The sequence below is a fragment of the Lentzea sp. NPDC102401 genome, from assembly GCF_044765805.1.
Lineage (GTDB): Bacteria > Actinomycetota > Actinomycetes > Mycobacteriales > Pseudonocardiaceae > Lentzea > Lentzea sokolovensis.
Genome location: NZ_JBIWKS010000010.1, coordinates 391,468 through 401,549 on the forward strand (window position 1 = coordinate 391,468; position 10,082 = coordinate 401,549).

Here is a 10,082-nt window from a genome sequence, read left to right on the forward strand (position 1 = left end):
ATTCGGAAGAGCTCGCCCTACTCGCCAGTCTGGCCGTCGATCGCTTCCCTGATGAGATCGGCGTGGCCGTTGTGCCGTGAGTACTCCTCGATCATGTGGGTGAGGATCCACCGCAGGCTGGGGACGCGCCCGTCACGCCACGGTGCCCGCTTCGCCGGTTGGCTCAGGTCGCCGCGCCTGAGCGCCTCGACGAGGTCCTTCCTGGCGCCGTCGACAGCGCGCCGCCACAACTCGCGCAACTGCTCCGGGGTGTCGTTGGCAGCCGAGCGCCAGTCCCAGTCGTTGTCGGCCTTCCAGTCGACGCTCGCCCACGGTTCCAGCGGCTCACGGTCGTGCAGGACAACGCGGAACCACTGCTCCCCCACGTAGGCAAGATGTTTGACCATCCCGCCCAGGGTCATCGTGGACTTCGCGGTGGTCGCGTTGAGCTGCTCCGCCGTGAGGCCCTCGATCTTCCACATGAGAGTGGCGCGGTGGAACTCGAGGAAGCCCTTGAGGGTGTCGAGCTCGTTACCACCCATCGGTGGTTCTGGCCTGCCCTGCTCATCGATGACCGTCATACGCCGAACGCTAGTCCAGCGGGCGCAGCACCCGGTCCATCCACTCACCGACGTAGCGGCCCACGTCCGCGACGGACGCCTTCAACGAGTGGTCGCCCTTGAGCAACACGACTTCGCGGTGATGGGCGACCTCGGGCTGGCCGAACGGATCGTTCTCGCCCTGCACGACCAGCGTGGCGACCTCGACGCCGTCGAGCTCGGCCATCCGGGACTTCTCCGGCTTGCCGGGCGGGTGCACCGGGAACGCCAGGCACAGCACCGCCACGGCCTGGCCCTCGACCGACGTGCGGCAGGCCACGCGCGCGCCCGACGACCGGCCCCCGAACACCAGGGGCAGGCCGTCGAACCAGCGTTCGCCCAGGTCCTCGACCACGGCCATCCAGGCCGTGTCGAGCTGGCCCGCCGGCGCCGGGGCACGACGGCCCGCGACGCGGTAGGGCTGTTCGATCAACGCCACGTGCACGCCGACGGAGTTCGCGGCGCGGCACGCGGCGACCAGATCCGGAGCCTCCACGCCGCCACCGGCGCCGTGGCCCAGGAGCAGAGCCGCACGCGGTTCGTGGGCACAGTGCAGTGAGGCCCTCGCGGGGCCGTGCGGCGTGTCCACCAACAGCGTGGTCACGACAGCTCTGCGCGTTCGATCAGGGAGGCGTTGTTGTTCTTCACGCTGTTCACATCGGTCGAGACCGGGCGCAACTCCAGTGCCTCGACGATCGACAGGTCCGGGGTCAGCAGTTCGGACGGGTCCAGCGACGTCGGGTCGAGCCACGCCGACCATCGGTCCTGGGGCAGCAGCAACGGCATGCGGTTGTGCACTTCGGTCAACGCGCCGAGGGATTCCGTGGTGAGCACAGCGCACGTGACGGTCGGAACGTCGTCCTTCCACCACACGGACCACAGGCCCGCCATCGCCAGGGACGTGTCGTCCCCGAGCGTCATGAAGTACGGCTGCTTGCGCCCCTCGGTCGGCTGCCATTCGTACCAACCGGCGGCGGGGATGATGCAGCGCCGCTTGATCGCCGACTGCTTGAACGCGGGCTTGCTCAGCACGGTCTCGGCTCGCGCGTTGATCATCTTGGCCGCGCCGGAGAGGTCCTTGGCCCAGTGCGGGACGAGGCCCCAGCGCATGACGCGGACGCTGCGTTCCAGCTCCTCGTCCTCGGGCTTGCGCTCGACCACGGCCATGACGTGCTTGGTGGGAGCGATGTTGTAGTCGGCCCCCGGTGCCTCGTCGCCGGTCCCGTCCACCGCGTCGAACTCGGCCGCCAGCAGCGCCGGGTCCTTGGTGGAGGCGTACCTACCACACAAAACCGATCACCTCCGAAGTTGCGATAATCCCACGTCCCGCACACCAGTGCGAACTGTCCCAGGACAGATGCGGGATCATCTGTGCATGACTCAGCACTGGTCAGCCCCCAGCGCGTCCGGCCCAGTCCACTCGACGGTGCCGGTGCCCGGCTCGAAGTCGATCACGAACCGCGTTCTGGTGCTCGCGGCGCTGGCCGACGGGCCGTCCACGGTCCACGCGCCGTTGCGCAGCCGCGACACGGTGCTGATGGCCGCCGCGCTGTCGTCCCTCGGCGTCGGGATCACCGATCGCGAGGACGGCGGCTGGGACGTCATGCCCGGCCTGCTGCGCGGGCCCGCCGACGTCGACTGCGGTCTCGCGGGCACGGTCATGCGCTTCCTGCCGCCCGCCGCCGCGCTGGCCGAGGGCGGCATCCGGTTCGACGGCGACCCGCACGCCCGCACGCGACCGATGAGCACCGTGCTGGGTGCGCTGCGGTCGCTGGGCGTGGAGATCGAGGGCGACGCGCTGCCGTTCACGTTGCACGGCACGGGGTCGGTGCCCGGCGGCGAGGTGACGATCGACGCGTCGGGTTCGTCGCAGTTCGTGTCCGGGCTGCTGCTGTCCGGTGCCCGCTTCGACAAGGGCGTGACGATCCGGCACGACGGCAAGCCCGTGCCTTCGTTGCCGCACATCGAGATGACGGTCCAGACGCTGCGTTCGGTCGGCGTTCAGGTCGACACCGGCGTTGCGAACGTGTGGCACGTCGAGCCCGGCGTGATCAGCGCGCGGACGTGGCACGTGGAGCCGGACCTGTCGAACGCGACGGTGTTCCTGGCGGCGGCCGCGGTGACCGGCGGCGAGGTGACGATCCCGCACTGGCCTTCCGTCACGACCCAGCCCGGTGACGCGGTGCGCGGCATCCTGGAGCGCATGGGCTGTGCGGTCGAGGTGTCGGACCAGGGCCTGACCGTGCGCGGACCGGCGAAGCTGACCGGGGTGGACATCGACCTGCGCGACGAGAGCGAGCTGACGCCGACCGTCGCCGCACTGGCCGCGCTGGCCGAGGGACGCACGATCATCCGGGGCGTGGCGCACATCCGCGGCCACGAGACCGACCGGATCGCGGCACTCGTCAACGAGATCAACGCGGTGGGCGGCGACGCGACCGAGACCGAGGACGGCCTGATCATCGACCCGCGGCCGTTGCACGGTGGTGTGTGGAAGGCCTACGCCGACCACCGGATGGCCACCGCGGGTGCGATCATCGGCCTGGTGGTGCCGGGCATGTCGGTCGACGACATCGGCAGCACGACCAAGACGATTCCCGACTTCCCAGGGATGTGGAACGCCATGCTCACCGGGGGCGCGTAGAAGTGAGCAAGCAGGACTGGCGCAAGCTCGACGAGTCCGACGTGCGCGTGCGCCCCGGCAAGGGGACGCGGCCGCGCAGCAAGAAGCGGCCGGAACACGCCGACGCCGAGACCGCGATGGTGATCGGAGTGGACCGCGGCCGCTGGACGTGCACGATGGAGTCGGGCGCGATCGTCACGGCGATGCGTGCGCGCGAACTGGGCCGCACGCCCGTGGTGGTCGGCGACCAGGTCGGCATCGTCGGTGACACGTCGGGCCAGCCGGACACGCTGGCCCGCATCGTGCGCGTCGAGGAACGGACCTCGGTGCTGCGCAGGACCGCGGACGACACGGACCCGTTCGAACGCGTAGTCGTCGCGAACGCCTCCCAGCTCATCATGGTCGTCGCGCTGGCGGATCCCCCGCCCCGCACGGGTTTCATCGACCGGTGCCTGGTCGCCTCGTACGCCGGCGGCCTGGAACCGGTGCTGTGCCTGACGAAGTCGGACCTCGCCTCCCCTGACTCGCTGCTGGCGCTCTACACCGAACTCGACGTGCCGGTGATCGTGACGCGCTCAGACGAGGAACCGGCCGCGTTGCGCGCGAGGCTCACGGACACGGTGTCGTGCCTGATCGGCCACTCCGGCGTCGGCAAGTCCACTTTGGTCAACAAGCTCGTGCCGGACGCGAACCGCGCGGTGGGCGTGGTGTCCGGCGTCGGCAAGGGCCGCCACACCTCCACCCAGGCCGTGGCACTGCGCCTGCCGGAGGGCGGCTGGGTCGTGGACACGCCGGGCATCCGCTCGTTCGGCCTCGCGCACATCACGCCGGACGACATCGTGAAGGCCTTCCCGGACTTCGCCGAGGCCGCCGAGGAGTGCCCGCCCGGCTGCGGTCACCTGGGCGCGCCCGAGGATCCCGGCTGCATGCTCGACGAACTCGTGCCGGACGCGCCGGGCCGCCTCACGTCGCTGCGGCGGCTGCTCGCGTCCCGGGCCGGAATGGACGACTACACGGATTGAGGTTGCGCCGGTCGTTCACACTCTCCCCATGAGGAGACTTCTGGGGGTCGCCGTGCTGTGCGCTGCCCTCACCGCGTGCACGGCCGAGATCCCCGGACCACCGCCGAAGCCGGTACCGACCACGTCACCGCGCATCGACAAGCCGCGGAACCTGGCCGCGTTCGACACGTGCAGGGCGATACCGGTGGACGGCAGCAGCCCGCTCATGAAAGCGACCACGGCCGTGCCCGCGCCCGACCCGGCGAACCCGGGCTTCTGCCGGTACACCTTCACCTTCCCCTCCGGCGACCTGACCGTCCTCGTCGGCCTGGAGGAGATCGAGTACGACGAGGTGAAGAAGGCCCACCCGAGCGGCCACCAGGGCGAGATCGACGGGCACACGATGTGGTTCGGCTGCGACACGGACGCAGCCGAACTGGACTGCGGCGTGTGGGCTGCCGTGGGCTACGCGCGGTCGTTGACCGTCAAGACGCGGATGCCCGGCGCGGACGAGGGATGGCTGCTGTTCCAGCGCGTCACTTTGATCAAGTTCGCGCTCGACCGCCTGCCGGTGACGTCATGAGTCACACTTCCCGCATGAACACACGCCTGGGGGCTGTGGCGCTGCTGGCCGTGCTGACCGCGTGCTCGACGCCCGCGCCTCCACCTACTCCCGCACCCACACCGAAACTACGCGACCTGGCCACGGTCGACGCCTGCACGTTGCTCGCCGAGCCGGACTTCGCGAAGCCGTTCACGAAGGCACCGGAACCGCTCAACGAGCCGCTCAGCTGCCGGTGGTCGATCGAGGGCCAGACAGTGTGGATGAGCGTCGAGAACGAGTCGCTGGAGCAGGCGAAGATCCGCGTGAACGAAGGCTCGGACCTCACGGTCGAAGGCCGCAGGGCGTGGTGGGGCGTGGAGACCGACTTCGCCAGCGAGCCGTCGAACAGCATCGGTGTCACCGTGACCGAGCTCGCGGCGGACCGCGTGCTGGTGATGACGGCCGAGAAGATCCCGGGCAACTACGACGTGGGGTCGGTCGCCCGCACCCGGTCCGTCGCGGTGGTGCAAAGGTTGTTCTCATGATCCGACTGCTTCCGGTGCTGCTCCTCGCCCTGACGGCCTGCTCGACCGCGCAGCCGCCCGCCCACGAGTTCGAGGACACCGACCCCTGCTCGCTGCTGCAGTCCGGCGACGCCGGCCAGATGAACGGCTCCCCCACCAGGACCGACCGGTCGTGCGACTATCCGTTCGACTCGCTGACCGTGCGGCTGACGCTGCTGAGCGCGAAGTTCGCGGACGAGTCGCAGAAGCTGTTGTCCGACGGCGGCCACGGCGCCGTGATCGACGGCGGCCAGCCCGGCGAGAGCGACGACCGTCCGCTGACCAGCAAGTGCGTGGACGCCTCGGGCGAGGTGACGTGCGACGCCGTCGTCGAGGTGCGGGACGGGCAGCTCGTCGGGCTGAAGGTCCTGCAGCGCAGCCACGATCTCAACGTGGTCGGACAGGTCACGCAGGGGCTGGCGGCGAAGGCCATGGGAAGGCTGCCGAGATGAAGCGTTTGTTGCCATTGCTGCTCCTGGTGGCGGGCTGCGGTGCGGTCCCCGTGGCGGCACCGCCGAGCAAGACCACGACCACCACGACCACCACCGAGACGACGGTCGTCACCACGTCGCCGCGCATCGACACGGCGCGCAAGCTGCCTGCCGACCCGTGCCAGTTGCTGGTCGCGGCGGACTTCGACACCCCACTGGCGGGCACACCGGCACCGGATCCCGCCATTCCGCGGTCCTGCGTCTACCAGGAGGGCAACACCGGCACCGACTCGGACATGTTCGTGGTGGTGACGTTTCTGGGCGCCTTCGAGGAGCCGGCGAACGCGTCGGGCAAGATGCTCATCCAGGGTCACTCGACGGCGATCTCGTTCGTCGTCCAGCCCGGCGTCATGCAGTCCATCTACACCGTCGCCGTCAACGCGACCGAGTCCTACTCGGTCATCGTCGACCTGCCGAAGGCCAACTCGTCGCAGGTCTCGCAGATCGCACTGGGCAAGGCGCAGCAGGCCTTCCGGCGGCTCGTCACATCCTGACGCGCTGTCTCGTCCACTGGTCATGAAGGTATTCGTGATCGGTGCGACGGGCGTTCTGGGACGGGAAGCGGTGCCGCGGCTGCGGGCGGCAGGACACGAGGTCGGGGTGCTGGACCGGCACACGACCTCGCTGTTCGACGCGGATCAGCTGGCGGTGGCGCTGACGGGCTACGACGCCGTCGTCAACCTCGCCACCCGCATCCCGCTCAGCGCGAAGGCCGTGCTGGCGAGTGCCTGGGCGGACAACGACCGCATCCGCACCGAGGGCACCGCCGCCCTGGTCGAGGCCGCGAGGGCGGCCGGAGTCGGGCGGATCGTGCAGGAGGGCATCTCGTTCGTCTACGCGGACGGCGGTGACCGGGAGCTCGACGAGAGCGCGCCGATCAAGCCCGTCGGGCACATCGCGAGCTCGGCGCAGGCGCAGCACAACGTCCTCGCGCACCCCGGCGGTGTGTTCCTGCGCTTCGGGATGCTGATCGGCGGCGACGCCATGTCACCGCCGGTGCTCGTCGGCGACGGCTGGATGTCGGTCGTGCACCCCGGTGACGCTGCGGCCGCGGCCGTCGCCGCACTCGACGCTCCCGCGGGGATCTACAACGTCGGGACGCCGGTTCTCAAGCGGGACATGGGAATCACCCGCCTGCCGAAGTTCTTCGGCAGGTTCGCCGCGGCGTTCGAGGTGTTCGGACGCTCGCAGCGGGTGGTGAGCACGAAGCTCACCGAGGCCACCGGCTGGAAACCGCAGAACTAACCCATGTGCGGATAGCGGTGATCCGTCGGCGGCACCAGGGTCTCCTTGATGGCGCGCGGGCTCGTCCAGCGCTGCAGGTTGTAGATCGAGCCCGCCTTGTCGTTGGTGCCGGAGCCGCGCGACCCGCCGAACGGCTGCTGCCCGACGACGGCACCGGTCGGCTTGTCGTTGACGTAGAAGTTGCCCGCGGCGAACCGCAGGGCGCGATGTGCCTGGTCGACGGCCACGCGGTCACGCGCGAAGATGGCGCCGGTCAGCGCGTACGGAGTGGAGGTGTCGATGATCTCCATCATCTTAGGGAAGTCCGCGTCCTCGTAGACGTGCACGGCGAGGATCGGGCCGAAGTACTCCGTCGTGAAGATGTCGTGGTGCGGATCGGTGCCCAGCAGCACCGCGGGGTCGACGAAGTAGCCCACCGAGTCGTCGCACGAGCCGCCGGCCAGCACCTCGACCGAAGTGGACGCGGAGGCCATCAGCAGCGCCTCCTTGTGCTTGGCGAACGCGCGGTGGTCGATCACGGCGCCGCCGAACACCGACAGGTCCGTGACATCGCCGTAGGACAACGACTTCGTGACGTCGAGCAGCTGTTCGCGTACACCGCCGTCCCACAGCGAACGCGCGATGTACGCACGTGAGGCCGCGGAGCACTTCTGGCCCTGGTACTCGAAAGCACCGCGCACCAGTCCGGTGACGAGGGCGCGTGGATCGGCGGAAGGGTGTGCCAGCACGAAGTCCTTGCCGCCGGTCTCGCCGACGACGCGCGGGTAGGCGCGGTAGTTGTCGAGGTTGCCCGCCATGGTCTGCCACAACGCCTTGAACGTGCGCGTGGAACCGGTGAAGTGCAGGCCGGCGAAGAACCTGTCCCGCAACGCGACCTCGCTCACGGCCTGGCCGTCGCCGGTGACGAGGTTGATCACGCCCGGCGGCAGGCCCGCCTCTTCGAGCAACCGCATGGTGAAGTGCGCGGCCAGTTGCTGCGTCGGCGACGGCTTCCACACCACGGCGTTGCCCATCAGGGCGGGCGCGAGGGGCAGGTTTCCCGCGATGGCGGTGAAGTTGAACGGCGTGATCGCCACGACGAACCCGTCGAGCGGCCGGTGGTCCATCCGGTTCCACACGCCCGGCGACGAGATCGGCTGCTCCTGCAGGATCCGGCGGCCGAAGTGGACGTTGAAGCGCAGGAAGTCGATCAGCTCGCACGCCGCGTCGATCTCGGCCTGCTGCACGGACTTCGACTGGCCGAGGATCGTGGCGGCGTTGAGGGTGTCGCGCCACGGGCCGGCGAGGAGGTCTGCCGCCCGCAGCATGACCGCGGCCCGTTCGTCGAACGGCAGCTCCTGCCAGCCCGGCGCGGCGTGCTGGGCGGCGCGCATGGCGTCCGCGACGTCGGAGTTCGTGGCCTGCGCCGTCACACCGAGAACGTGCCTGTGGTCGTGCGGCTGAACGACGTCGATGTGGTCGCCACCGCCCATGCGCTGCTGACCGCCGATGGTCATCGTCAGCTCGTGCGACGTGCCTTCGAGCTCCGCGATGCGTGCCTGCAGACTCGTCCGTTCGGCGCTACCGGGTGCATAGGTGCGCACTGGTTCGTTGACCGGTTCGGGTGCAGACGTGACGGCGTCCATTCCCCCATCGTGGCACGCGGTAGTAGGGTCCGTCGGATGGCGCGGGTGACTGGCATCGGCGGGGTTTTCCTGCGTTCTAGAGACCCTGTGCGCTTGGCCGCCTGGTACCGCGACAACCTGGGCGTGCCGATGAGCGAGAAGGGCACCGTCACCTTCCACTGGCTCGACACGGCGACGAACGAGTTCCCCGGCACCACGACGATGGCGTTGTTCGCCCAGGACACGCCCTACATCGGCGAACCCCACCAGCGCACGATGCTGAACCTGCGCGTGGACGACCTGCTGTCGCTGATGGCGAAGCTGAAGGCGCGCGGCGTCGAGGTGCTGCCCGACACCGAGGACTCGGAGTTCGGCCGGTTCGGGTGGTGTGTCGACCCCGAGGGCAACCGGATCGAGCTGTGGGAGCCCGCGGAGGGAATGTGATCGTGTTCGACGAGGCCGTGCGGGCGCTGCGCGAGTGGCAGCACGACGACCTGCCGTTCCAGCTGCATCCGGGAGATCTGGGCTGGTACCGGCGTTTCGGCAACCAGGAGGCGAACGCGGCGGTCCGGATCTGGCGCGACGACGGGCGGATCGTCGCCGTCGGGCTGCTGGACGGCGCCGACCTGCTGCGGTTCACGATCGCGCCGGACGCCCGTCAGGACGAGGAACTGGCGCGGCGACTGGCCGACGACATCTGCGCTCCCGAACGCGGTGTCCTTCCCGCCGGGACGGTGTACGTCGAGTCCCCGCGGGGCACGCGGTTCCAGAAGCTGATGTTCGAACGCGGCTGGCAGTCCGACGTGCCGTGGACGCCGCTGCGCCGCGATCTCGCTGCCCCGGTACCGGCTCCCGATGTGTCGATCGAGATGATCGGACATGCCCGGGCCGATGTGCACGCGGCCGTGATCCGGGCGTCGTTCGAGAAGTCGACGTTCACCGAGGAGCGCTGGCACGCGATGGCGGTCGGCTTGCCGTACACCGACGCCCGAAGCCTGCTCGCGCTCGACCGGGGCGTCGCGGTGGCGGCGATCACCGTGTGGTCAGCGGGCCCTGGCAGGCCAGGGCTGATCGAACCGATGGGCGTGCACCACGACCATCGGGGCAAGGGGTTCGGCAAGGCGGTCACGGTCGCCGGGGCGGCGGCGTTGCGCGAGCTCGGCTCGTCCAGCGCGCTCGTCTGCACGCCGAGTTCGAACGTCGGCGCGGTCGCCACCTACCGGGCAGCCGGTTTCGAAGCGCTGCCCGAGGTGCACGACCAGCGGCGGGACTAGGGCGTGTCCCGTGAGTCCGTTCGATGAGAGTCATGGTCGAGGCTCACGGGACCCGCCCTAGAGCCAATACCGGTGACTTAGAGTGGTTTGCGCTGGTTGTTGGCTGAGGCGGTGCGGTGGTGCGGTGCGATCCGGACTGCCTCGGTGGGGTCGCGGGTG

Annotated in this window: 13 protein-coding genes; 9 read left to right on the plus strand and 4 right to left on the minus strand. The window is 69.6% G+C overall.

Annotation, left to right across the window (positions count from 1 at the left end):
• Window positions 1–17: 17 nt before the first annotated feature.
• The 3 genes from ACIRG5_RS32280 to ACIRG5_RS32290 are packed head-to-tail and all read right to left on the minus strand — an operon-like array spanning window position 18 to window position 1,868.
• Window positions 18–560 carry a DinB family protein gene (locus tag ACIRG5_RS32280; protein WP_402911685.1) on the minus strand — a complete coding sequence of 181 codons (543 nt, stop codon included), beginning with the start codon at window positions 558–560 and terminating at the stop codon, window positions 18–20.
• Between the two features lie 10 nt (window positions 561–570).
• Window positions 571–1,182 (minus strand): alpha/beta family hydrolase, encoded by a 612-nt coding sequence (locus ACIRG5_RS32285; protein ID WP_330272617.1) that lies wholly within the window; start codon window positions 1,180–1,182, stop codon window positions 571–573.
• Window positions 1,179–1,868, minus strand: a complete 690-nt coding sequence (locus tag ACIRG5_RS32290) for an SOS response-associated peptidase (RefSeq protein ID WP_402911688.1) — start codon at window positions 1,866–1,868, stop codon at window positions 1,179–1,181. The genes ACIRG5_RS32285 and ACIRG5_RS32290 overlap by 4 nt, the downstream gene beginning before the upstream one ends.
• Before the next feature lie 85 nt (window positions 1,869–1,953).
• On the opposite strand from ACIRG5_RS32290, the gene aroA reads away from it, so the two are divergent.
• From aroA to ACIRG5_RS32325, 7 genes are read left to right on the plus strand one after another with little or no spacing between them, the layout of a single operon-like run.
• Window positions 1,954–3,222 carry a 3-phosphoshikimate 1-carboxyvinyltransferase gene (gene aroA, locus ACIRG5_RS32295; RefSeq protein ID WP_402911690.1) on the plus strand — a complete coding sequence of 423 codons (1,269 nt, stop codon included), beginning with the start codon at window positions 1,954–1,956 and terminating at the stop codon, window positions 3,220–3,222.
• 2 nt (window positions 3,223–3,224) lie between these two features.
• Complete coding sequence (gene rsgA / locus ACIRG5_RS32300) at window positions 3,225–4,223, plus strand: ribosome small subunit-dependent GTPase A (RefSeq protein ID WP_402911693.1); 999 nt, start codon at window positions 3,225–3,227, stop codon at window positions 4,221–4,223.
• 28 nt (window positions 4,224–4,251) lie between these two features.
• Complete coding sequence (locus tag ACIRG5_RS32305; protein WP_402911695.1) at window positions 4,252–4,785, plus strand: hypothetical protein; 534 nt, start codon at window positions 4,252–4,254, stop codon at window positions 4,783–4,785.
• A 14-nt stretch (window positions 4,786–4,799) separates the two neighbouring features.
• Entirely contained in the window at window positions 4,800–5,291 is a 492-nt protein-coding gene (locus ACIRG5_RS32310) for a hypothetical protein (RefSeq protein ID WP_402911698.1), read from the plus strand.
• Window positions 5,288–5,761, plus strand: a complete 474-nt coding sequence (locus tag ACIRG5_RS32315; RefSeq protein WP_402911701.1) for a hypothetical protein — start codon at window positions 5,288–5,290, stop codon at window positions 5,759–5,761. Before ACIRG5_RS32310 ends, ACIRG5_RS32315 begins: the two co-directional genes overlap by 4 nt.
• The gene (locus ACIRG5_RS32320; protein ID WP_402911704.1) at window positions 5,758–6,294 is read left to right on the plus strand and encodes a hypothetical protein; all 537 of its coding nucleotides are present in this window, start codon (window positions 5,758–5,760) and stop codon (window positions 6,292–6,294) included. The genes ACIRG5_RS32315 and ACIRG5_RS32320 overlap by 4 nt, the downstream gene beginning before the upstream one ends.
• A 22-nt stretch (window positions 6,295–6,316) precedes the next feature.
• Window positions 6,317–7,045 (plus strand): NAD-dependent epimerase/dehydratase family protein, encoded by a 729-nt coding sequence (locus ACIRG5_RS32325; RefSeq protein ID WP_402911706.1) that lies wholly within the window; start codon window positions 6,317–6,319, stop codon window positions 7,043–7,045.
• Here the strand turns inward: ACIRG5_RS32325 and pruA are convergent.
• Window positions 7,042–8,670 carry an L-glutamate gamma-semialdehyde dehydrogenase gene (pruA, locus tag ACIRG5_RS32330; protein WP_402911709.1) on the minus strand — a complete coding sequence of 543 codons (1,629 nt, stop codon included), beginning with the start codon at window positions 8,668–8,670 and terminating at the stop codon, window positions 7,042–7,044. The genes ACIRG5_RS32325 and pruA overlap by 4 nt on opposite strands.
• A gap of 87 nt (window positions 8,671–8,757) precedes the next feature.
• On the opposite strand from pruA, the gene ACIRG5_RS32335 reads away from it, so the two are divergent.
• Together ACIRG5_RS32335 and ACIRG5_RS32340 are read left to right on the plus strand one after the other, a co-directional pair.
• Complete coding sequence (locus ACIRG5_RS32335) at window positions 8,758–9,093, plus strand: VOC family protein (RefSeq protein ID WP_402911711.1); 336 nt, start codon at window positions 8,758–8,760, stop codon at window positions 9,091–9,093.
• Window positions 9,090–9,923, plus strand: coding sequence for a GNAT family N-acetyltransferase (locus ACIRG5_RS32340; protein ID WP_402911713.1), 834 nt, complete (start codon window positions 9,090–9,092; stop codon window positions 9,921–9,923). The genes ACIRG5_RS32335 and ACIRG5_RS32340 overlap by 4 nt, the downstream gene beginning before the upstream one ends.
• The last annotated feature ends 159 nt before the right edge of the window (window positions 9,924–10,082 follow it).

Coding starts and splice junctions, on each gene's coding strand:
- ACIRG5_RS32280 (WP_402911685.1), bottom strand. CDS start 560: ATGACGGTCATCGATGAGCAGGGCAGGCCAGAACCACCGATGGGTGGT.
- aroA (WP_402911690.1), top strand. CDS start 1,954: ATGACTCAGCACTGGTCAGCCCCCAGCGCGTCCGGCCCAGTCCACTCG.
- ACIRG5_RS32305 (WP_402911695.1), top strand. CDS start 4,252: ATGAGGAGACTTCTGGGGGTCGCCGTGCTGTGCGCTGCCCTCACCGCG.
- ACIRG5_RS32310 (WP_402911698.1), top strand. CDS start 4,800: ATGAACACACGCCTGGGGGCTGTGGCGCTGCTGGCCGTGCTGACCGCG.
- ACIRG5_RS32315 (WP_402911701.1), top strand. CDS start 5,288: ATGATCCGACTGCTTCCGGTGCTGCTCCTCGCCCTGACGGCCTGCTCG.
- ACIRG5_RS32320 (WP_402911704.1), top strand. CDS start 5,758: ATGAAGCGTTTGTTGCCATTGCTGCTCCTGGTGGCGGGCTGCGGTGCG.
- ACIRG5_RS32325 (WP_402911706.1), top strand. CDS start 6,317: ATGAAGGTATTCGTGATCGGTGCGACGGGCGTTCTGGGACGGGAAGCG.
- pruA (WP_402911709.1), bottom strand. CDS start 8,670: ATGGACGCCGTCACGTCTGCACCCGAACCGGTCAACGAACCAGTGCGC.